This is a genomic window from Pseudomonas sp. NUPR-002, from assembly GCF_056322725.1.
In genome coordinates, this window is the sequence record NZ_CM150476.1 from 598,467 (window position 1) to 618,963 (window position 20,497).

Sequence of the window (20,497 nt, forward strand, 5' to 3'; positions counted from 1 at the left end):
GGTGCAACGGATAGGAAATTCAACCGCATGAGGCCAAGTATGGCGCGAGTTTTGGGCCTCGAAACACGTTCGGCCAAGGAAGGTTGAGCGCTCGCTTGCCGCTCAATGGCAAGAGCTTGGGAGGCAGTATGCATTTGGGCCTGGCGCGCGCGCAGCTGCTTCCCCGCAGCGATGGATACCGCCGCTTCACTGGGTCACCAATTGACGCGCTGGTCTACCTCGTCGGGTTGAGCTGCCAGATCCCAATCCGGCTCGCCTTGCGCACCATCATCCACCGGCGCGTCGCAGCCCTCCCACAGCGGTGGCCCGCGTGCCGGGGTGATGTGCGGGGGGGCAGACTCCACCCCGATGTGGTTCAGGATGTGGCGGATTTCGGCGCTGTGGGTGATGAAGGCAATGATGCGCATCTGCCCACCGCACATGGGGCACAGCAGCGGAAATGCCTCGTAGATGCGGGCAATCAGCACCGCCCACAAGTAATGCGCCGCTCGCTTCGGGCGTGCTTCAGGTTCGGGTGTGGGTGTGGCCGCGTTGCCCGGCGCCGCCACCCCAGGTACGCCCGCGCCAGGTTGTGCAGCCTCCACCGTGGCTGGTTGCGACGCAGCAGGCTGAGCCAGCGCCCCGGGGTTCGACACTTAACCGCAATTTTCGCCCCTTTTCGGAAAGTGCCTCCAGCGCCGGCGCGGGTTTGACGGCCGCAATTGCAAAAGCGCTGTGGTGGCACGTTTGTAACAGACGACCTCAAGCTTGACGCGAACTTGTAGGTGGTTAAAGTGGCGGCATCATGCACGTCAAGCTCACCACCTCCGGCGGTCGCCGCTACGTCCAGCTCGTCGAGTCCTACCGCGACGAGGCTGGGCGGGTAAAGAAGCGCACCGTCGCCACGCTCGGCCGCGCCGAGCAGGTCGATGGGTCGCTCGACGCGGTGATCAACGGTCTGCTGAAGATCACTGGCCGCGCGCCGATGGGCGCCAAACCGCCGGCGCCCACGGTGTCGTTCGAGTCCGCGCGCGCGCTCGGTAACGTATGGGCGCTGACCGAGCTGTGGAAGTCGCTCGGCTTCTCGGGGCTGCGCCGGGTGTTCCGGCGCACGCGCCGGACCACGGATGTAGAAGCGCTGATCCGGCTGATGGTGCTCAACCGCCTGTGCGACCCCGAGTCCAAGCTCGGCGTGTTGCGCTGGGTGCAGACCGTGGCGCTGCCCGACTTCGGGCCTAAGGCGGTGACGCACCAGCAGTTGCTGCGCAGCCTCGATGCGCTGATGGATCACCAGGACGAGGTCGATGCCGTGGTCGCCGGGCTGCTGCGCCCGCTGATCGACCAGGATCTGTCGATGGTGTTCTACGACCTCACCACGATCCGCAGCGAAGGACTCAGCCAGCAGACCGGTGACGTGCGCCAGTACGGCATGGCCAAGGAAGGGCTGATTGCCCGCCAGTTCATGCTCGGCGTGGTGCAGACCGCCGAGGGGCTGCCGATCTACCACGAGGTGTTCGACGGCAACACGGCCGAGACGCGTACCTTGCTGCCCACACTCTCCAAGGTGCTCGAGCGCTTCCCGTCGGTGCAGCGCCTGGTGCTGGTCGCTGACCGGGGGCTGCTCAGCCTGGACAATCTGGAGGCGCTGAAGGCCGTGCGCCTGGCCAGCGGCAAGCCGCTCGAATTCATCGTCGCGGTGCCGGGCCGCCGATACAACGAGTTCATCGAGCTGCTCGAACCCTTCCACGAACAGCAGTGCGCAGCCGCCACGCAGGAAGTGATCTCGGAGCACGCCTGGAACGACCTGCGGCTGGTGGTCGCGCACGATCCGGTGACGGCAACCACGAAGACCGAGCAGCGCAATGCGCGTATCGACGCGCTGATCCGCCAGGCAGACCAATGGACCGGCAAGCTCACCGAGCAGGACGAAGGCGTGAAGCACCGGGGGCGCAAACTCTCGGATAGCGGCGCCAAGGCGCGCTTCTACCATGCGGTCAGCGAAGCGCACCTGTCGCGCATTCTCAAGGTGGATCTGGGCGAGGAGCTCTTCAGCTACCACATCGACGACAAGGCGAAGCGTCTTGCCGAAATGATGGACGGCAAGCTGCTGCTGGTGACCAACGCCGAGGGGCTCGCCGCGCAGAACGTGCTTCAGCGCTACAAGTCGCTCGCCGACATCGAGCGCGGCTTCAAGGTGCTCAAGTCCGAGATCGAGATTGGCCCGGTGTATCACCGCCTGCCCGAGCGGATTCGCGCCCACGCGTCGATCTGCTTCATGGCGCTGATCCTGCATCGGGTGATGCGCAGCCGACTCAAGGCGGCGGACGCGGGCTACACGCCCGAGCGGGCGCTCGAGCAACTACAGCGCATCCAGCATCACCGCGTGCGCCTGAACGGCGGCGAGCCGGTGGTCGGGGTGTCGACGCCCAGCACGGAACAGAACGAGGTGTTTCATGCATTAGGAATCGAAAAACCAGCGGCGCCGGAGCAGTTGGCGCTGTTGTAGTGGCATTTTTGAAAGTGCGCTCTAGCAAAAACAAGCACTTGCGAGCGTAACTGTCGAACTCGGGAGAGCTAAACAGGAGTAAATAAAAATGAGTTTAATTATTAAAGCGAGAAACATACGCTTGGATTATGCTGGGCGTGATGTTTTGGATATTGATGAATTGGAAATTCACTCTTATGACCGTATTGGTCTTGTGGGTGATAACGGAGCAGGAAAGAGTAGTTTACTCAAAGTACTTAATGGCGAAATTGTTTTAGCCGAAGCGACATTACAGCGTTTTGGTGATTTTGCACATATCAGCCAACTGGGCGGAATCGAAATAGAAACGGTCGAAGACCGGGCAATGTTATCTCGCCTTGGTGTTTCCAATGTACAAAACGACACAATGAGTGGCGGAGAGGAAACTCGTGCAAAAATTGCTGCCGCATTTTCCCAACAAGTACATGGCATTCTAGCGGATGAACCAACCAGCCACCTTGATCTCAATGGAATAGATCTACTTATTGGTCAACTTAAAGCATTTGATGGAGCATTACTTGTTATCAGTCATGACCGATATTTTCTTGATATGGTTGTAGACAAGATATGGGAGTTAAAAGACGGTAAAATTACGGAATATTGGGGTGGTTACTCGGATTACTTGCGTCAAAAAGAAGAAGAGCGACAACACCAAGCCGTAGAATATGAGCTGATGATGAAGGAACGGGAGCGATTAGAATCTGCTGTGCAAGAAAAACGCCAGCAAGCTAATCGATTAGACAATAAGAAAAAAGGAGAAAAATCCAAAAACTCTACCGAAAGTGCTGGACGACTTGGGCATGCAAAAATGACTGGCACCAAGCAAAGAAAACTGTATCAGGCAGCTAAGAGTATGGAAAAGCGTTTGGCTGCATTAGAAGATATTCAAGCACCAGAGCATTTGCGTTCTATTCGTTTTCGTCAAAGTTCAGCCCTAGAACTGCACAATAAGTTCCCGATTACGGCAGATGGTCTGAGCTTAAAATTTGGTAGCCGTACTATCTTTGATGACGCTAACTTTATAATACCGCTTGGCGCTAAAGTCGCTATAACTGGATCGAATGGAACAGGGAAAACGTCCTTGTTAAAAATGATATCAGAACGTGCTGATGGATTAACCATATCTCCAAAAGCTGAAATTGGCTACTTTACACAAACAGGATATAAATTTAACACGCATAAATCTGTGCTCTCCTTTATGCAGGAAGAGTGCGAGTACACAGTTGCGGAAATTCGTGCAGTATTGGCTTCAATGGGGATCGGAGCGAATGATATTCAAAAAAACTTATCCGACTTATCGGGAGGTGAAATCATCAAACTGCTTTTATCCAAAATGCTTTTAGGAAAATATAATATTTTGCTTATGGATGAACCAGGAAACTATCTTGACCTAAAAAGTATTGCCGCATTAGAAACAATGATGAAGTCCTATGCAGGAACTATTATCTTCGTATCTCATGACAAGCAATTGGTCGATAATATTGCTGACATTATCTACGAGATCAAAGACCACAAAATCATCAAGACTTTTGAGAGAGATTGTTAATGATAGCCAATCTAATCCGAACATTAATTATTGAACTCTTTAAAGGAAATTAAAAATGACAATTCAAGATATTCAATCACTTGCTGAAGCACACGGCTTGTTGCTTACGGACAAAATGAATTTCAATGAAATGGGCATTGATTTTAAGGTCGTTTTTGCTCTTGATACAAAGGGGCAACAATGGTTGCTGCGTATTCCTCGTCGTGATGGCATGAGGGAACAAATCAAGAAAGAAAAACGCATTTTAGAATTGGTAAAAAAACATCTTTCTGTAGAGGTTCCTGATTGGAGAATTTCATCTACAGAATTAGTGGCTTATCCCATACTTAAAGATAATCCTGTTTTAAATTTGGATGCTGAAACCTATGAAATAATTTGGAATATGGACAAAGATAGCCCGAAATACATAACATCTTTGGCAAAAACCTTATTTGAAATCCATAGTATTCCTGAAAAAGAAGTTCGGGAAAATGATTTGAAAATTATGAAACCTTCAGATTTAAGACCTGAAATAGCAAACAATTTGCAGTTAGTAAAATCTGAAATTGGTATAAGTGAGCAATTGGAAACCCGCTACAGAAAATGGTTGGATAATGATGTTCTATGGGCAGATTTCACCCAATTTATACATGGCGATTTATATGCTGGGCATGTACTAGCTTCAAAGGATGGAGCTGTTTCAGGCGTTATTGATTGGTCAACAGCCCATATAGATGACCCAGCGATTGATTTTGCTGGGCATGTAACTTTGTTTGGAGAAGAAAGCCTCAAAACTCTAATCATCGAGTATGAAAAACTAGGGGGTAAAGTTTGGAATAAACTATATGAACAGACTTTAGAAAGAGCAGCGGCCTCTCCTTTGATGTATGGTTTATTTGCCTTAGAAACTCAAAATGAAAGCCTTATCGTTGGAGCAAAAGCTCAGTTGGGAGTTATATAATTTAAAAATATGATTGCTGAGGCACTGTTGCAAATAGTCGGTGGTGATAAACTTATCATCCCCTTTTGCTGATGGAGCTGCACATGAACCCATTCAAAGGCCGGCATTTTCAGCGTGACATCATTCTGTGGGCCGTACGCTGGTACTGCAAATACGGCATCAGTTACCGTGAGCTGCAGGAGATGCTGGCTGAACGCGGAGTGAATGTCGATCACTCCACGATTTACCGCTGGGTTCAGCGTTATGCGCCTGAAATGGAAAAACGGCTGCGCTGGTACTGGCGTAACCCTTCCGATCTTTGCCCGTGGCACATGGATGAAACCTACGTGAAGGTCAATGGCCGCTGGGCGTATACGGATAGGAAATTCAACCGCATGAGGCCAAGTATGGCGCGAGTTTTGGGCCTCGAAACACGTTCGGCCAAGGAAGGTTGAGCGCTCGCTTGCCGCTCAATGGCAAGAGCTTGGGAGGCAGTATGCATTTGGGCCTGGCGCGCGCGCAGCTGCTTCCCCGCAGCGATGGATACCGCCGCTTCACTGGGTCACCAATTGACGCGCTGGTCTACCTCGTCGGGTTGAGCTGCCAGATCCCAATCCGGCTCGCCTTGCGCACCATCATCCACCGGCGCGTCGCAGCCCTCCCACAGCGGTGGCCCGCGTGCCGGGGTGATGTGCGGGGGGGGCAGACTCCACCCCGATGTGGTTCAGGATGTGGCGGATTTCGGCGCTGTGGGTGATGAAGGCAATGATGCGCATCTGCCCACCGCACATGGGGCACAGCAGCGGAAATGCCTCGTAGATGCGGGCAATCAGCACCGCCCACAAGTAATGCGCCGCTCGCTTCGGGCGTGCTTCAGGTTCGGGTGTGGGTGTGGCCGCGTTGCCCGGCGCCGCCACCCCAGGTACGCCCGCGCCAGGTTGTGCAGTCTCCACCGTGGCTGGTTGCGACGCAGCAGGCTGAGCCAGCGCCGTTACCGCCGCTCTCAGCGGCGAGTTTGGTGCCAGCACACCAAAGTAGCGGTGCCGGTGGGTGCGTGGCGGTGGCACCAGCGCGGCGATGCGGTCGATCAGTTCCAGCGGTGTGAGGTGCAGCTCATCTGCCTTGGCACCACGCTTGTCACTGGTGGGCTCGCTGCGCTGTTTGGCACAGCGGTACACCAGTTTGCTTCCCTCTTTGCGTAGGCGCTCCATGGAAAACGGTGGACGCGCGCAATAGCGCAGCAGCCGCTCCAGCGCAGCGCGGTCGTGGGCTTCGATGCACACCCCCGCATCCACCGAGAAGCCGCTGTGTTTGTAGCCCAGCATGTCTTTGGCGTCACAGTTCTCCAGCAGCATCGCCGGCATGTCCCCCTGGCGGACGGGAAGTATCCAGCTCGAGTGGGTGGTGAGCAGCTCGCCGTCGCGCAGCAGGCGCCAGCGCTCCATCCACGCAGTGACCTCAGGCGGAAAACGGGAAGACACACTCATGAGATGCCTGCAAGCAATTCGTTCTGTATCAGGCGCAGGAGCGTCCCGTCCGGGTCGACCAAAGCGGCCATCGTGCCTCCCCACTCCTGCAGTTCGGGGGCATGGATGCGCGGATAGCCGCTGCTGGTTTCCTGGATGCCGACGGATTTGCACTGCCGGTAGAACTCCGCGAGGTCGTCCAGCCTCAGGCAGCAGCTGAACCAACTCGCGAGGGGATCGAGCCCGGGGTGGGCGAAGAACTCCAGCATGAGATCCCCGCGCTGGAGGATCATCCAGCCGGCGTCCCGGAAAACGATTCCGAAGCCCAACCTTTCATAGAAGGCGGCGGTGGAATCGAAATCTCGTGATGGCAGGTTGGGCGTCGCTTGGTCGGTCATTTCGAACCCCAGAGTCCCGCTCAGAAGAACTCGTCAAGAAGGCGATAGAAGGCGATGCGCTGCGAATCGGGAGCGGCGATACCGTAAAGCACGAGGAAGCGGTCAGCCCATTCGCCGCCAAGCTCTTCAGCAATATCACGGGTAGCCAACGCTATGTCCTGATAGCGGTCCGCCACACCCAGCCGGCCACAGTCGATGAATCCAGAAAAGCGGCCATTTTCCACCATGATATTCGGCAAGCAGGCATCGCCATGGGTCACGACGAGATCCTCGCCGTCGGGCATGCGCGCCTTGAGCCTGGCGAACAGTTCGGCTGGCGCGAGCCCCTGATGCTCTTCGTCCAGATCATCCTGATCGACAAGACCGGCTTCCATCCGAGTACGTGCTCGCTCGATGCGATGTTTCGCTTGGTGGTCGAATGGGCAGGTAGCCGGATCAAGCGTATGCAGCCGCCGCATTGCATCAGCCATGATGGATACTTTCTCGGCAGGAGCAAGGTGAGATGACAGGAGATCCTGCCCCGGCACTTCGCCCAATAGCAGCCAGTCCCTTCCCGCTTCAGTGACAACGTCGAGCACAGCTGCGCAAGGAACGCCCGTCGTGGCCAGCCACGATAGCCGCGCTGCCTCGTCCTGCAGTTCATTCAGGGCACCGGACAGGTCGGTCTTGACAAAAAGAACCGGGCGCCCCTGCGCTGACAGCCGGAACACGTCGGCATCAGAGCAGCCGATTGTCTGTTGTGCCCAGTCATAGCCGAATAGCCTCTCCACCCAAGCGGCCGGAGAACCTGCGTGCAATCCATCTTGTTCAATCATGCGAAACGATCCTCATCTGGCTCATATATCTTCGGTCAGCGCCGGATGGGCAATATACCAGGCAACCCGACTGGCGAGGAATCTGATTGCAGGGGGGAAGATATGGTCATTACGTAAATTACTCGCTCAGTCTCTCGCCAAAACAAGAGATCTTGAACCTCCAGGCTTCGCAGTCCCTCGTACAACCGGAGACAACATCCAAGCGATAGCGCGGCTCGGTTTGAGGGCATGCAGGCGGTGGACCAAACGCAAGTTCACCAGCCTGACATGCATCTCCGCATTCTCTTATTGGCAGGACGCTGATCATTGTCACGATCCTTGAAACGCTCAACCACGTAATGCTCAAAATTTTGGTGGTTCCTTCGGCGGATTGTATGGCGTTGCACCGTCGCCATAGAACCGCTTGCGTGTGGCTTCGGCGACCCGGTTGCACAACACGTCGCCCAGCCTGGGGCGATCGGTCTTGCACTGCTGGCGCAGTTCCTTGAGTCGTTCAGGGTTGGCGGCCAGTTCCTCCACCGTCGGAATATTCGCCTCCGAAATGTTGGCCTTCTGAGGCGCCTCGGACTGGCCGCAGGCAGTCATCGCGGCGAACAGTAAAAGCGGGATGATTCTTTTCATGGCGCAGGTGCATCCGGGGAATCAGGGCAATGCTTGGGAGCTTCCGGCGATTCGATGGCCTGCACGCGCTCGATGAAGCGCGCCAGCTCATTGGACGGATCGCCCTCAAGGCGCAGCAAGTAGGTCGTCAACGGCGGCACACGCGATGCTAGTGGCCGGGCCACCACGCCCGGCTCGCGGCTGGCGGCAATGTGCGCCTCACCAGTCAGGCCCAGCGCGAAACCTGCGGAGACCAGCGCCATCATCAGATCGCAGGAGGCCACCCGCTCGGCAATCAATGGCTCCATGTCTGTCCGGCGCAGCACCCGTTCGACGTGCTTGGCAAGACCCTCGCATACCTGTGGGTCGCACAGCACCAGCGGGTAGCGCAGCAGTTCATCCAAAGGGATGCGTTTGTGGGCCAGTAACGGATGCCGCGCGGGCACCGCCACCATGAGCGCATCGCTCCATGCGGGCGCGGTGACGATGCCGTCGCCCACTTCATCGGACTGCGCAAACCCCACGTCGTACAGATCGTCATGTAGACCTTTGATCTGCTGAGACAATGGCACCTCGAAGAACCGGAGTTCAACTTCGGGTTCTTCTTGGCGGCACAGCGCCAGCAAGGCAGGTAGCCGCGACGGCGTGATGCCGTCGGACAAGGCGATACGCAACTGGCCGTGGAAGCCGTTGGCGGCCGCCTTCACGCTGTCGCGCGCCTGCTGCAAGGCGGCGAAGACGCGCGGCACATGATCCAGGAACAGCTTGCCCGCACGGGTCAGGCGCGTGCTTCGCGTGGTACGGGCAAACAGCACCACGCCCAGTTCTTCTTCTAGCTCCTTGATGGCACGCGACAGCGGTGACTGCTCGATGTGCAGCCGCTCGGCCGCACGGGCGAAGTGAAGTTCTTCGGCGACCGCAAAGAAGCAGCGCAAGTGGCGTAGTTCCATAGGCTAAGCGTTTCTACGATCCAGATGGAAAAGGTTCCATCCGAGATTCATCCCCGCCACGGCAGCCAGGATGGCGACGGCCCCGACGATCTGCATCGCGCCCAGCAGGTGGTCGAATGCCCAGGCATCGACCACGATGGCGACGATCGGATAGACGAACGAAAGCACCCCCACCAGCGCGGTCGATATCTTCTGGATCGCGCCGTACAGCAGTGTGGACATCAGGCCGGTGTGGATGAAGCCGATGGCCAGCAGGAGGCCCCAGGCATGGGGCGAGGATGCGCCATCGGGCCAGAGGGCAAACGGCGCCAGAAGCACGCTGCCCACGATCATCTGAATCACGACGATCACGTGCGGTGGAACGCCCTTGAGACTCTTGGTGATGGCCGCGGCGATGGCATAGAAGAACGCGGCCGCCAGTGCCAAGCCGATGCCGGCCAGGTAACCCGGAGCGTGCGAGCCGGCCTGCTGGCCGCCGATGACGATCAGCACGACGCCACCGAAGGCCACACCCAACCATCCGAGCTTGTTCGCCGTCAGCTTTTCGCCGAAGAACAGCGCCCCCAACGCCACCAGCATGAAGGGCTGAGTGTGGTAGGTCACGGTGGCGACAGAGATGGAGGCGTGCGAGTAGGCGGTGAACAGCAAGACCCAGTTGGCGATCAAGGCCACGCCGCCCAGCGCAGCCAGTCCCGCCTGCCTGGCGTCGAGTACGCCCCGGCGCAGCAGGCCCAGGCCAGCGCAGGCCAACAGCATGGCAACCGCCCCGAATGCACAGCGCCAGAACACGACGGAAGCGGCCGGCATCCGTGTTTCGAGCACGAACCAGCCGACCGTGCCGGATATGACCATCGCCGTGGTCATCTCCATGATTCCCCGAGTTTTGGTGTTCATTGGCGGTGAAGAAAAATCAAATCGATCGACGAATAGAACAATTGACCGATATGATGATCAGAAGCATATCGTTCGTCAAGTCGAACGATCGTTTGTTCTGGAGAACACAATGACGCCCCCTTCCCAAACCTCCCCGCCCTCGCCAATCGGCCTGCTGGCGGCGTCAATCAAACGTGAACGAGAGCGTTTGGGCCTTTCCATTTCCGAGTTGGCCAAGCGGGCCGGCATCGCCAAGTCCACGCTGTCGCAGCTTGAAGCGGGTGTCGGCAACCCGAGCTTGGAAACGCTCTGGGCCTTGGCTATGGCGCTGGACGTCCAGGTGACCCGGTTGATCGCCCAACCGAGAAGCCGCGTTCAGGTCATCCGCGCCGATGAAGGGGCCACCGTGGCTTCGGAACAGGCCCACTACGCGGCCACCCTGCTGGCGGTCTGCCCGGCCGGCGTTCAGCGTGATCTCTACCGGCTCGTGGTCGAGCCTGGAGCGCCACGGCTGTCCGATCCGCATCTCCCGGGAACGCTCGAACATGTCGTCATTTGTCACGGACGTGCCAGGTTGGGGCCGGTCGGGCACCCGGTAGAGCTGTCCGCAGGCGACTATGCGAGCTATTCGGCTGACGAGGCCCACATGTTCGAGGCGCTCGAAGCCAGAACCACCGCCGTCATGTTGATCGAGCACACGTGATGCCCGACAGCCGATCCCGTGCGGCTAACTGAATAAATGAGGTTCAGGAAATGGCCGACCCTCTCTGTCGTCCCACCTCCCACGACACCCCGCCGCCGCGCACCGCTGCGGCGATCTGCTGCCCCAGCCGTTGTTCGATCACCGGCCTCCACGGCACCAGGCTGAAACCCATGCCGTCATCGAGCATGGCGTAGCGTCCGCTGGCGAGCATGACAGAGCGCCGGTAGATGCCGGCCACGCGCTGCCCATCGGCCACCGGGCGATGTTCCAGGCCGGTTTCGGCAGCAATGTCCTTCGCAGCCTGCGCCAGTTCCCGGTTGCGCAACGTGCCCAGCAGGTTGCGCGCCAGGATCACGCGCTGCCCGCGACGCTCTGCCAATCCCTGTTCCGCCAGGAAGTCGGCGCGCTGCTGCATCGCCTGCTTGGCCTCGCCACCAAAGCCCAGGTCGCCCAGGCCCGAGCCGCCGCCGATCAACTGCTGGTCAAGCCAGGTGGCCCCGATCACGCGGGCCTGCCGCTCTATGGGCAGGTGCGATTTCAGTTCAACGGCCACGCCGCCCAGGCGCTGCGCGTCGTAGCGGCGGCCCTGCTCGGCCAGGTCGTCCGGCACCTTCCATAGCCCTTCGGCCACGCGCTCCACGATGCCGGCCCGGCGCAGGGCTTCGAGCCGGCGGACGTGGACCGCGACGACTTCCTGCGGATCGCGGCCCGGTACGGCCTGACCCTGCGCGATGGCGAGGTGATGATCGGTGCGGTACAGGCCACCGCTCGCCAGTGCGGCGATGTTCTTGTCGGCGGCGCGCAGGTCGGCCGATCCCTTCACCTCCACCACGGCACCGGCTGGGTAGTTCGCCAGCTCGTCGCGGGCGTTGAGCGCGACGTAGTGGGCCTTGCCATCCACCCCGTCGATGACCAGATAGCCCCGGTCTCGCAGCTCGTCGGCCAGCCCCTTCGCGGCCACGCGGCCGAGGATGGTTCGGCCGTCGTCTCCCGGCTCGAACACCGCCAGCTCGCGCGGCTCGCCGCGCATGGCCCGCTGCATGGTGCGGATGATGTCGCCACGCTCGCCCAGGACGCGCAGGGTCTTTTCCGCGTCGGCATGGACGGCCCAGGTGCCGGGCTGCATTTCGTCGGCCAGGCCCAGGCGCTGCAAGCGTTGTAGGCGGCCGATCAGCAACAGGCGCTGGCGTTGCAGCCGCGGTTTGTTGAAGCGTTCGATCTGCACCCAGCCATCCTCGCCGGCCTCGCGTTGCAGGGTGCGATCCAGGCTCGTCCATCGCTCCTGTTCCACCTCGCGCTGCAAGGTCTGCTGGATCTCCAGCTCGGTGCGTGGCCCTAGCCATTCGGTCGCCAGTTCGGCGGCGCGATGGCGGAAACCGTGCGCGATGTAGTCGCCCGCGATGATGAGGTCTTTGCCGGTGTCGTCGCGCCCGCGCACGACGATGTGCGTGTGCGGGTTGTCGGTATTCCAGTGGTTGACCGCCACCCAATCGAGGCCCGTGCCCAGGTCGGCCTCCATGCGGCCCATGAGGTGCCGCGTGTAGGTGCGCAGGTCTTCGAGTTCCGCGCCATCCTCGGGCGAGAGGATGAAGCGGAAATGGTGTCGGTCGTCGGCACAGCGTTCCTTGAAGACGTCGAGGTCGGCCGCATCGGTCTGCGGCCCGTAGGATTGGCCCGGCTCGCCATCGCGGCCCACGCCATCGCGCTCGATGTAGCGCAGGTGCTTGGCGAGCGACTGCGGGCTGGCCTGGCGCTGGTTGACCAGCAGCGTCTTGATGGTCACGCGCCGCGACATGGGCGTGAGCTTCGCCCCCGCGAAGCGCGCCGCCGTATGGCCCCGCCCGAGGCGCGAGCCGGGCCGCTGGCCGGTGCCACGCGCCGACGCCGGACGGCGCACCGAGGACTTGCCTCCGCTGGCCTTGCCCGCCTGCTTGAGCACCTTGGAGACGAAGCCCTGGCCCCGGTTCTTCGGGGCACTGGGGCGGATGCGGAAATCGTCGTCGCGGCGGTCGGTCATGGTTATGCCCTCTGCAAGCTCCGGCGTGTCTGGTCGTGCAAAGCACGCGGACATGCCTGCATTGGCGCGGGCCTCGCGCCACAAGCGGCACGGCGGCAAAACCGTTCCGTGCCGCGCAACCCCCATGTGCAGACTGGCTTTCGACGCGGCCCGGTGCCGCGTCCTTTTGTCTTGCCTTCCGCCTTTGCCCCTCGCTCCCGCTCCGGGCATCGGCGGCCCGGCGGCGCTGCTGCACGAGCAGCCAGCCCGCCGGCGAACACGCCAATGGCCGCAGGCCAGGCGCGTTCGAGGCAAGACGCCTGCACGTTGGGCGGCTGCGCCGAAGGCAGCGCGAAGTGCGGTGCGAATGCACCCGCACTGCACGCGCGACGACACGGCGACGAACAGTAGAACGACATGCCCGATGGCACGATGAGAGGCGCGGCAAAGTGCAGCGAATCGGCGGCCATCATGGACGTGTCTCCAGCCAGATCGGATGCGCAACGCCGATCACGGCGAACGCGCTGACCGGCCCGAAATAGCGGCTGTCGAACGACGCCGGGTTGGTCGCGCTCAACAGGAACAGTTCGCCCGGTTGGAGACGGCGGCAAAGCTGCAAGGATGGCAGCGGCCGGCCCAGCCGGTCGGCAGGCAGGGCGGCGGCCACCGGCACGCCGTCGATGCGAACCTGGCCGGCGACGATGCAAACGTGTTGTGGCGCGACTGCGCCCACACGTTTGAGCAGCGGAACGCGGGTCGGCAGGTAGCCGCGCTGCGCAGCCAGCATGGCGGCCCTGTCGGGCAGCGGCATCAGCACGATGCTGTCCACGGACAGCGGACGTGGCCGCGAGGCGGTGCGCGGGTCGAACGGTTCGATGCGATACCAACCGACCGCCACGCTGTCGGACGGGTTGTAGGCCATTCGCGGCAGGGGCTGCACGAACGCCGCCCAGGCCAGCGCAGCGAGGCCGACGGTGGCGAAGCCTGCCAGCACGAGGCGAGCGCGCAGGCGCGAGCGAGGATGCGGCACGGGGCCGGTCGTGGAAATCGTGGTCATGGCAATGCCCTCCCGGCCAGCCAGGCGGCGTGCCGTTCTGCGGTGTATGTGGGTAGCGCCGAGCGCGCTGCGAGCCGGTTCGCGAGCGTGCGCCAGTACGCGGGCGATGTGTCTGCGGCTGCGATGCCCAGCGCCTCGATGCCGTCGATGCGTTCCAGCACGGCGCGCACGTTGGCATCGCCTTCGGCGTGCAGCAGCAGACGCGCGCCCGGCTGCACGCCGGGGATGCGCTGCACGGCGTCCAGCGGCGTGGCGGTCTGCATCACCATGAGCTGCCAGCGGATCGTGCCGTAGTCGTTGGCCTGCCAACGGATGCGGCACAGAACCGCGTTCGGCAGGAACACGGCGCAGCGCCGCCAGCGGTCGAGCTGGAGCGTGCGCGCCGGTTCGCCGAAGCGCAGGTAGAGCTTGAAGCGCGGTTCGATGTAGGCCAGCGCCACGCGCGTCAGCGGCACGTTGCCGGCCTGGCCGGCGAGTGTCGAAGGCGCCGGCGGCGGCGCAGCCGTGGGCGCACTTGCTTTGGGGGTGTGGGCGGTCGAAGCGGATGCGTTCACGGCGTGCCCTCCGGGGGAAACTCCCGCTCCAGCAGGTCGCGCAGCAGTTCGGCTACGGTCACGCCTCGCGTGAAGGCCGACACCTTGATGCGCGCCCGCATGGCGGGCGTGATGTCGAGCGTCAGTCGAGCGGTGTAGAGGTCGCCTTTCTGCACGGCATCTGCGTCGCCCTGGCGAATCCACGCTTCGGCGTGCGGATTCGCTGGGGGACGCGCACCGATGCCGACGCGCTTGCTGCGTGGTGGTGGCTTCCCAGTCATGTCGGCCACCGCAGCAGTTCGTCGGTGAGCGCGGCGATCTCGCGGGCAGCGGCGCTGTCGGGCGCGGTTTCGCGGGCGAGCCGGCCAGCGGCTACGCTGTCGGCAAAGACGATGCGCTGGTGGATCTCCGAGCGCAGCGCGGGCAGCGGCTGTTCGGCCAGCGATTGCCGTGCCTCCCTGCCGATGATGGTGGTGCTGACGCGCCGGTTGATGACGAAGGCCGCGCGCAGCGCTGGCCGGAACACCTGTGCTTCGCGGATCAGTGCGACCATCTCGGCAGAAGCCCATACGTCGTAGGGGCTGGGCTGCACGGGGATCAGCACGCGCTCGGCCGCCAGCAGCGCGGAACGCGCGAGGGCGGCGATGCGCGGCGGGCCGTCGATGATGATGTGATCGGCCCGCCTGGCGAGTTCTGGCGCTTCCTGATGCAGCGTTTCGCGGGCAAGGCCCACGGCGCTGAACAGACGGGGCAGGCCCTGCTGGCTACGCCGCTGCGTCCAGTCGAGCGATGACCCCTGCGGGTCGGCATCCAGCAGGATGACATGCAGGCCGCGCATCGCCAGTTCGCCGGCGATGTGCGTGGCGAGCGTGGTCTTGCCGACGCCGCCTTTCTGGTTGAGAAACGCGAAGATCATGGCGCGGCCCTCCGAGCTGGAAAGCCGGCCTGGCCGTGCCGTTTCGTGGTTGTCCACCGAAACGGCGCGCTTCTACTAAAAGTTATGTATTTCTTGTTAGGTAAGTTAGAGGGAACGCAAACCCGCGCCGTTGTTGGCTTTCCGGCGTTTTCGTACTCCTGATAGCACGAGGGTCGTACTCCTGATAGCACGATACCCGGTACTCCTGATAGCACGAGGCCGTCCACAGGTTCTCCCGCAGTTATCCCCGTGCCGCGTGCGGCACGGGCCGGAAGGTCAGCAGCTCGGTGTTGTCGTCCGGCATCCGCTCGATGCCGAGGACGTAGCCGGGCAACGACTGCCGCGCCACCAGGGCGCGCACGTCGTAGGCGAAGTCCGAGAAGCGGGCCGCGCTGCCGGATTTGCGGTACAGGTGTCGGAAGTCGAATTGCCAGCCGTGCTCCTGCCGCCCGCCATGCTTGCGCACCAGGCGGTACAGCCAGCGTTCGATACCGCCCTTCAAGCGGAAATAGGCCGGGTCGATGGTCAGCACCAGGGCGGCGTCGAGCACGCCGGCATAGAACCAGTCCGGCAAGATCAGCTCGATGCCCAGCGGGGTGCCGCTGGCGTCGGCGAGTTCCTTCCACTCGTTGATCCACGAGAAGCGATGCAAGCGCCTTCCCGTGGTTTCGCGGATGGACGTGGCCACCGTGGTCGATTGCAGCCGGTCGAGGGCGGCCTTCAGGCGCTGGTAGTCGTTGAGGGACGTGCCGCGCCCGATGAAGCGCAAAATCTCGTAAGGCGTGGCGCGTATCCAGCGCGACGGGCGCAGGCCCGCGTCGCGCGCCTCCACGATCTGCGAGGCGGCCCATATCAGCACGTCGGCATCCCATATCGTTGCGATGCCGTGCTCCTGCGTGCCTTCCACGCGAATGGTGACGTTCCCGCTGCGGAAGTCGATCGGCGCCGTGCGCCGCGACTTGGCAAGCGAGAAGAACGGAAAGGCCATCAAGTCCTGGGAATCGCGTGGCGCCATGTCGCCCGGCAGCGCGCGGAACAGATCGAGCTGTTCGCGCTGCGGCAAGGCTTGCCCTGGCGGGCTGGACATGGCGAAGGCCACCCACGCGCCGACGATCAGCGGCCATCACGGTAGTCGCCCGCGTGGCGCTCGGCGTATTCGGGATCGGACGTGGCCTCGTAGCTGCGCTGGTCGGCCCAGGCATCGAGGTCGGACACCGCGTACATGACGCGGCGGCCGAACTTGCGGAACTTGGGGCCGCCGCCGATCACCCGCTGCTTCTCCAGCGTGCGCGGCGACAGCCGCAGGTAGTCGGCGGCTTCGTCGTTTGTCAGGTAGCGTTGAGGCTGCGAGGTCGCAGTGACGGCAGCGGCGGCAGGCCGCGAGGGAGCAGGTCGCATGGGATGTACCTCCATCAAGCCCGGCCACACCACGCGGCCGGATAGAGGCACTCTCAAGAAAGCAAGGCTTCTTGCTAAGGGACGATTCGCACGGGTCGAGAAACGTCCCCCCTAATGCGACGGGAACATTGGAAGCTGCGCTAGTCGGCGGTAGCCGCCGTGCATCAGCTCATCGCCGCGGCGTACCAGCCGCCGTACGCGGGCACGCAATGCACTGTCTTTGTGCCAGTCGGCCGCGACGGCATCCGCGCCGAACAGACCTTCGCCCACCTCGCGCAAGGAGGCTCCCGCGAGGGTCGCGTCGAGCGCTTGCAAGGTATGCAGTTCCAGCAGCGCGGCGGGCGTGGGGCGGGAGCGGGCTGTTGCCACAGGCGTGGCCACGGTTGCGGCAGATAGCGCATCCAGCTTCGCAGCGAGCGTGCGGTAGCGCGCACAGGGCGTGGCGCAGGCGCGTGTGGCGTAGAGATAGGCCGAACCATCTTCCAGGTCGGGTGCGAGTGCCAGCCGAACGCAGCAGCCTGGCCAATGCGATACGAGCACCAGGCGCTTGCCGTCGTGGGTCAGTTGCTTGCGCCCAGGAATGCGCCAGAACTCGAAGGTATGCGCATCGGGTGGTGGGTCGGCGTCGGGGTATAGCTGCACCACGGCATCGTGATCGGGGAACCAAGCAGGATGTGCGTCGCGCGCATCCAGGCCGGGATCTTCCAGCAGGCGCAGGCCCCAGGCCTGCGCCGCATCAGGCTTGCGACGCCGGCGTAGCCAGTCGCGCCGGTAGCTTGGATTCCTGCGCAAATACTCCCAAGCCAGCGCTGGGCCATCGAGGTGCAGCGTGTAGAGATACGCGGCCGTGGGATACCAGTGTTGGCTGCTGCGGTCAGTCATGGCGAAACCTCCCTGTTTCTGGGAACGTCGCCACAATTCCGCTGTGCGGGAGCTATCGAATCGCCATCAAGTGGTCATCAAACTCGGGTTACGCTTTAACTGCTGGTGTCAAGACAGATTCGCTCCAGTGCATTGCCGAAATCGTCTAAATGCGACGACTGCACCGCCCGGAAATGGGGTGCAGCATTGAACACCGTGCCGAATCTCGCGCCTGGCATCATGACTGTTTTGGTCAGGAGCGCACCACCCTGGTGCAAGCATGCGGATCAAGACTTGCCAGGTCTTGGCTAAGACCGAAATAGTCACAATGCGATACTTTTTGCCTGGTCGCGCTGGAATGCGTCAATCGGTGATCGAACCGTTTTCCTGAGCCAGTCGAACGTATTCCGACAGCGGCCGCGTCGGCTGGAAATACCGATCTCGTATCACGGGCTGCTTGAGCGGCCCGACGATGGACGCCAGATCGGACAGCTTCACCGTCGCCAGGGCAGGCATCCCGATCCCGAGGTCGATCAGGCCGTAGGCCGTATCGCCATCGGTCGGATCGAGCGCGGCCAATAGCCAGGTCGCATGTGCGTCCGGTGTGAACAGGCGCACCACGGGCAGCGGGTCACATTCCTGGCCTGCGGCGCGGGTGAGGCCGTGGGCCAGTAGGTGCACCCGGTCTTCCTCGGTGACAAGCGTGGTCAAGGCCGCGCCCCTTCCACGAACACACGCAATCGCCGAGGCGCATCTGTGCCTGCGGACGGATGCACGTATGCGCAAGCGCACGAAGCCGCAAAAGCGGAGAGGCACGAAGGCGTATTGGTGGAAGTCAGGAAAGACACGGATGCGGTTCCCTGGGTCTGAGGAAATCCGCAGATGCGGATCTCCGTAAAAGCACGGAAAAGGAAAACATCACCACCAAATGAACACTATAGATTGTAGTCCTATAGGGCGCAATGGGCTGTCATCTTGGTTTTTTGGGGAAACCATAGGTGGCAGCGAAGAACTCATTGGCAGCGGCGATTCGGACGGTAAGGAAGGCGCGTGGTTTGAGCCAGGAAGCGTTCTCCAACGTGTCCAGTCGCACCTACATGAGCACGCTGGAGCGCGACCTGAAAAGCCCAACCATCCAGAAGCTGGCCGATCTGTGCGAGGTCATGGAAGTGCATCCGCTCACGCTGCTCACATTGGCTTATGCCGGTGACAGCACCCGCGAAGCTGATGAATTGCTGGCACAGGTGCGCCAGGAACTCAGGGCGATATTGGAAGAGCCCGACACGCCTTAGCGCGTTGGCGTGTGGTACTGAATTGCAGCAAGCGGAGCGCGCAGCGCCGCAGGCGCGAAGGCGTGAGGGATTGAAGCCGGATGGCCGTGACGGCTTGCCGGCACGGGGCGAAGCCCGAAAGCCCGGCGGCGCTTACAGCGCCGACACGCCACACACCGCTCGTTGACACGGATTGCGAGCCACAAGGCACGCATGCAGGCCCGCCGTGACGGGCGTATCCAGCACGCGGCAGCAGCAGAAATCCTGCGCGTGCGGTGCTGCGATCAGCAGCATCGCGCCCCGCCGCAGTGGGCGGGACGCGGTAAGCGGCTGTCAGGCCGCCTTCGGCTTGTTGCGCGACCAGATCAGGTCGTGCGTGCCGTCCTCGTTCTCGATCAGGCGGGCATAGACCGTCGCCGGGAACGAAGGGTCGTCGATGGATACGGACAGGTATTCCCGCCCGGCCTCGCTGGTCTTCTTCCACGCTGCGCCGACTTCGTGGCCAGCCGCTTGCAGGTGGAAGTCGGGGGCGTTCTCGGTGTCGCCCTTGTCGTTGGGAACCAGCTTGACCTTGACGTTGAGCGTCAGGGTGCGAAGCGTGCCGGTGAAGCCGTCTTTCTCTGCGGTGAAGGTGCCGATGTTAGCCATGATGTTTCTCCTTTCGGGTTGAACAAGGTCGCGCCAGTGCGTCCTTGTTGTGATCCGGCCGGCGGGGGATGGGCTGGTCGCACCGCACAGCGGTCGCAACAACGTGGAGAACCTGGAAGCGAAAAGAATTTGTCCCGCGAGGAATGCGCGCAGCGCAGGGGAAATTGTTTTCGCTGCAAGGTTGCGGCCATCAAGCACAAGGCGCAGCCGCGCCACCGCCAGGATTCACAACAAGACAAGGACGCACAGGCCGCCCGCTCCCGAATGGAGACGTGGCCAACTCGGCATCCCCGCGTGACGGCTGCACCGGCTTGCGCCCTGACGCGGGCCAGGTCAATGCCCCGACGACAAGGCCAGAGCGCCCCTGCCGCAGCTCACGGCCACATACTGAGGCGTGGTGTGGAAGCTCCATAGAAGCGAGGCTGGGCGGCGTGTCGGTGAACCGTCTTTCGTGACGTACAGACAACGAACCGCCAGCGTCGGGGACGGCACGCTTTCGTGCAACCTGCCGCAGCAAGCCGGGGCGTAGCCACACCAGCCCCGCCCATTGCGGCGGGGCTCGGTCGAATCGTTGGCGGCGCGATGCGCCGCCACACTTGCTGGCTTCGTGGATTTCGCGCACGAGCGCCCTTGTGCGTGGCCCCATCGCCGCCTGTCCGAAGGCGGCGATGGGGCGTTTTGGCTTTGAGCAGTGAAACCGGGCGCGGCCACCGCCGCGCCCGGAGTTTTCGACCACCGGCCCCAAGGCGGCACGGCTTGGGGCCGGTGCGGCTCGTTATTCCTTGGTTTCGATGATCCACCACACGGCGCGCGGCAAGGCGCGGCCCGTGAGGGGATGCAGATCGGTCAGGTCGGCGCGGGCCGTCCAGCCACGCGGCGGACGGTAGCCGCGCACGTCGCCGTCGCCGTGCCAGCGGCGGGCGCGCACCGTGCCGGAGGCATAGGTCGCAGCTATGCGGGGGCGGTTTGCGGGTTGGTGGGTCATGGCAGGCATCCTCAACATGAAGCGCCCCGGCCGGAACCGGGGCGCTATCTACGGTGCGA

The 20,497-nt window shown here is 61.9% G+C and carries 21 protein-coding genes and 3 pseudogenes; 6 read left to right on the forward strand and 18 right to left on the reverse strand.

Annotation, left to right across the window (positions count from 1 at the left end):
- Positions 1-194 precede the first annotated feature (194 nt).
- A pseudogene (locus ACVWSC_RS02795) lies at positions 195-620 on the reverse strand (IS91 family transposase); the annotation flags it as partial.
- Positions 621-784: 164 nt separating this feature from the next.
- On the opposite strand from ACVWSC_RS02795, the gene ACVWSC_RS02800 reads away from it, so the two are divergent.
- From ACVWSC_RS02800 to ACVWSC_RS02815, 4 genes and pseudogenes are all read left to right on the forward strand, one after another.
- Positions 785-2,485: an IS1634 family transposase gene (locus ACVWSC_RS02800; RefSeq protein ID WP_442111918.1), complete on the forward strand. Its 1,701-nt coding sequence runs from the start codon at positions 785-787 to the stop codon at positions 2,483-2,485.
- A gap of 88 nt (positions 2,486-2,573) precedes the next feature.
- Positions 2,574-4,049, forward strand: a complete 1,476-nt coding sequence (msr(E), locus tag ACVWSC_RS02805; protein WP_000052512.1) for an ABC-F type ribosomal protection protein Msr(E) — start codon at positions 2,574-2,576, stop codon at positions 4,047-4,049.
- A 55-nt stretch (positions 4,050-4,104) separates the two neighbouring features.
- On the forward strand, positions 4,105-4,989 hold the full coding sequence (locus ACVWSC_RS02810; protein WP_000155092.1) for an Mph(E) family macrolide 2'-phosphotransferase: 885 nt from the start codon (positions 4,105-4,107) through the stop codon (positions 4,987-4,989).
- An 83-nt stretch (positions 4,990-5,072) separates the two neighbouring features.
- A pseudogene (locus tag ACVWSC_RS02815) lies at positions 5,073-5,351 on the forward strand (IS6 family transposase); the annotation flags it as partial.
- Positions 5,352-5,530: 179 nt separating this feature from the next.
- Here ACVWSC_RS02815 and ACVWSC_RS02820 read toward each other — a convergent pair.
- The 6 genes and pseudogenes from ACVWSC_RS02820 to ACVWSC_RS02845 all read right to left on the reverse strand — a co-directional run.
- Positions 5,531-6,320: pseudogene (locus ACVWSC_RS02820) on the reverse strand (IS91-like element ISCR8/ISPps1 family transposase); the annotation flags it as partial.
- A gap of 131 nt (positions 6,321-6,451) precedes the next feature.
- Positions 6,452-6,832: a bleomycin binding protein BLMT gene (locus ACVWSC_RS02825; RefSeq protein ID WP_000131935.1), complete on the reverse strand. Its 381-nt coding sequence runs from the start codon at positions 6,830-6,832 to the stop codon at positions 6,452-6,454.
- 20 nt (positions 6,833-6,852) lie between these two features.
- The gene (locus ACVWSC_RS02830) at positions 6,853-7,647 is read right to left on the reverse strand and encodes an APH(3')-II family aminoglycoside O-phosphotransferase (RefSeq protein ID WP_476461722.1); all 795 of its coding nucleotides are present in this window, start codon (positions 7,645-7,647) and stop codon (positions 6,853-6,855) included.
- A 342-nt stretch (positions 7,648-7,989) separates the two neighbouring features.
- Positions 7,990-8,268: an EexN family lipoprotein gene (locus tag ACVWSC_RS02835; protein ID WP_012076320.1), complete on the reverse strand. Its 279-nt coding sequence runs from the start codon at positions 8,266-8,268 to the stop codon at positions 7,990-7,992.
- Positions 8,265-9,197: a LysR family transcriptional regulator gene (locus ACVWSC_RS02840; protein WP_442111935.1), complete on the reverse strand. Its 933-nt coding sequence runs from the start codon at positions 9,195-9,197 to the stop codon at positions 8,265-8,267. The genes ACVWSC_RS02835 and ACVWSC_RS02840 overlap by 4 nt, the downstream gene beginning before the upstream one ends.
- A gap of 3 nt (positions 9,198-9,200) precedes the next feature.
- The gene (locus ACVWSC_RS02845; protein ID WP_232108967.1) at positions 9,201-10,061 is read right to left on the reverse strand and encodes a DMT family transporter; all 861 of its coding nucleotides are present in this window, start codon (positions 10,059-10,061) and stop codon (positions 9,201-9,203) included.
- Here ACVWSC_RS02845 and ACVWSC_RS02850 point away from each other — a divergent pair.
- A complete protein-coding gene (locus ACVWSC_RS02850) occupies positions 10,042-10,773 on the forward strand; it encodes a helix-turn-helix domain-containing protein (RefSeq protein WP_198421454.1) in 732 nt (243 codons plus the stop codon). The two genes, ACVWSC_RS02845 and ACVWSC_RS02850, sit on opposite strands and share 20 nt — an antisense overlap.
- Positions 10,774-10,816: 43 nt before the next feature.
- Here the strand turns inward: ACVWSC_RS02850 and ACVWSC_RS02855 are convergent, their stop codons facing one another.
- From ACVWSC_RS02855 to ACVWSC_RS02895, 9 genes are all read right to left on the reverse strand, one after another.
- Positions 10,817-12,790, reverse strand: a complete 1,974-nt coding sequence (locus ACVWSC_RS02855; RefSeq protein WP_442111938.1) for a relaxase/mobilization nuclease domain-containing protein — start codon at positions 12,788-12,790, stop codon at positions 10,817-10,819.
- A 448-nt stretch (positions 12,791-13,238) separates the two neighbouring features.
- On the reverse strand, positions 13,239-13,826 hold the full coding sequence (locus tag ACVWSC_RS02860) for a S26 family signal peptidase (RefSeq protein ID WP_003092304.1): 588 nt from the start codon (positions 13,824-13,826) through the stop codon (positions 13,239-13,241).
- A complete protein-coding gene (locus ACVWSC_RS02865; RefSeq protein WP_023093372.1) occupies positions 13,823-14,380 on the reverse strand; it encodes a DUF2840 domain-containing protein in 558 nt (185 codons plus the stop codon). The genes ACVWSC_RS02860 and ACVWSC_RS02865 overlap by 4 nt, the downstream gene beginning before the upstream one ends.
- Complete coding sequence (locus tag ACVWSC_RS02870; RefSeq protein WP_000147048.1) at positions 14,377-14,640, reverse strand: hypothetical protein; 264 nt, start codon at positions 14,638-14,640, stop codon at positions 14,377-14,379. Before ACVWSC_RS02870 ends, ACVWSC_RS02865 begins: the two co-directional genes overlap by 4 nt.
- On the reverse strand, positions 14,637-15,275 hold the full coding sequence (parA, locus tag ACVWSC_RS02875) for a ParA family partition ATPase (RefSeq protein WP_003092312.1): 639 nt from the start codon (positions 15,273-15,275) through the stop codon (positions 14,637-14,639). The genes ACVWSC_RS02870 and parA overlap by 4 nt, the downstream gene beginning before the upstream one ends.
- Positions 15,276-15,516: 241 nt before the next feature.
- Complete coding sequence (locus ACVWSC_RS02880; RefSeq protein WP_022652188.1) at positions 15,517-16,362, reverse strand: replication initiator protein A; 846 nt, start codon at positions 16,360-16,362, stop codon at positions 15,517-15,519.
- Positions 16,363-16,388: 26 nt separating this feature from the next.
- On the reverse strand, positions 16,389-16,673 hold the full coding sequence (locus ACVWSC_RS02885; protein WP_001247107.1) for a helix-turn-helix transcriptional regulator: 285 nt from the start codon (positions 16,671-16,673) through the stop codon (positions 16,389-16,391).
- A gap of 111 nt (positions 16,674-16,784) precedes the next feature.
- A complete protein-coding gene (locus tag ACVWSC_RS02890) occupies positions 16,785-17,555 on the reverse strand; it encodes a DUF2285 domain-containing protein (RefSeq protein ID WP_003092318.1) in 771 nt (256 codons plus the stop codon).
- A 342-nt stretch (positions 17,556-17,897) separates the two neighbouring features.
- The gene (locus ACVWSC_RS02895; RefSeq protein WP_016487838.1) at positions 17,898-18,245 is read right to left on the reverse strand and encodes a DUF2958 domain-containing protein; all 348 of its coding nucleotides are present in this window, start codon (positions 18,243-18,245) and stop codon (positions 17,898-17,900) included.
- Positions 18,246-18,532: 287 nt separating this feature from the next.
- On the opposite strand from ACVWSC_RS02895, the gene ACVWSC_RS02900 reads away from it, so the two are divergent.
- The gene (locus tag ACVWSC_RS02900) at positions 18,533-18,826 is read left to right on the forward strand and encodes a helix-turn-helix domain-containing protein (protein WP_006379425.1); all 294 of its coding nucleotides are present in this window, start codon (positions 18,533-18,535) and stop codon (positions 18,824-18,826) included.
- Between the two features lie 312 nt (positions 18,827-19,138).
- Here the strand turns inward: ACVWSC_RS02900 and ACVWSC_RS02905 are convergent, their stop codons facing one another.
- Together ACVWSC_RS02905 and ACVWSC_RS02910 are read right to left on the reverse strand one after the other, a co-directional pair.
- A complete protein-coding gene (locus ACVWSC_RS02905; RefSeq protein WP_001273857.1) occupies positions 19,139-19,453 on the reverse strand; it encodes a DUF736 domain-containing protein in 315 nt (104 codons plus the stop codon).
- Positions 19,454-20,228: 775 nt separating this feature from the next.
- Entirely contained in the window at positions 20,229-20,438 is a 210-nt protein-coding gene (locus ACVWSC_RS02910) for a hypothetical protein (RefSeq protein ID WP_022580212.1), read from the reverse strand.
- Positions 20,439-20,497: the final 59 nt, after the last annotated feature.